Raw genomic sequence first — 899 nt, 5'->3', positions numbered from 1 at the left:
GCACCGGCCACCGCACCCTGCGCCGGGGGCGCCCCGGACGCCGGTGGCGGTCCCGCCGGTGCCAGTTTCGGTGCCGGCGCTGCCCCGCACGCCCGCCCTCGGCCGTGGAGCACCGTCGAGGCGGCCTTCCTCGAGGTCACCCGGCCGGACATCGCCGAGGGGTACGCGAACCTCGCCGACGCCGGCTGCACCGAGATCGTCGTCTACCCGTTCTTCCTGTTCGACGGCAACCACACCCACCGCGACATCCCGGCCGCGCTGGAGGAAGCCCGCCAGCGCCATCCCACCACCCGGTGGATCCTCTCGGAGCCGCTCGGCCTGCACGCCTGCGTTATCGAGGCGGTCCGCGCCCGCCTCGACGACACCCTGCGCGGCCTCGTCCACGCCGCCGACACCTCCGCCTAGCCCGAACCCGCGCTCGGCCCGGACCGCGGCTGGCGGAGGCCCTCACCTCAATCGGCTGGAACCGCGGTCAGGCCGGGCCGCGGGTGGCCCGGTTGGCGGTGACGAAGTCGGCGACGGCAGCGGCGAGCGGGCGCACCCCGGGTTCCGCGGGGACGATGTCCACCCGCAGGCCAGCGGCCTCGCACGCCTCGGCGCTGCGCCGCCCCATCGCGGCGACGAGCAGGTCGGGGGGCAGCGGGCCGTACAGCTCGGCGGTGCCGCGCGCCGCGGTGGAGGACGCGAGGGCGGCGACGTCGAAGTCGCCGTGGCGCAGTTCGTCGGCGATCCGCGGGTCGGGCTCGGCGGTCATGTCGGTCAGCAGCGCCACCCGCCGCACCGACCAGTCTCCGCTCGTCGGCGCCTCGGCCGCGCCAGCGACGAGCACCCGCCCGTCCGACCGGGGACTGCCGACGGCCAGCCCGGCGCGGGTGACGGAGGCCAGGCCGAGCGCGTCC

General features: G+C 77.3%; 2 protein-coding genes. One reads left to right on the top strand and one right to left on the bottom strand.

What is annotated here, in order from left to right:
- On the top strand, positions 1-405 hold a 405-nt coding region (locus MXD58_RS25735; protein ID WP_250610295.1), incomplete at its 5' end, for a sirohydrochlorin chelatase.
- 67 nt (positions 406-472) lie between these two features.
- On the opposite strand, the gene MXD58_RS25730 is transcribed toward MXD58_RS25735, so the two are convergent.
- A partial coding sequence (locus tag MXD58_RS25730) for a uroporphyrinogen-III synthase (RefSeq protein ID WP_250610287.1) occupies positions 473-899 on the bottom strand: 427 nt, incomplete at its 5' end.

The organism is Frankia sp. AgKG'84/4, assembly GCF_023242965.2.
GTDB lineage: Bacteria > Actinomycetota > Actinomycetes > Frankiales > Frankiaceae > Frankia.
Note: the sequence above shows the minus strand (reverse complement) of the source record. Positions and strands in the feature narration are given on the sequence as shown.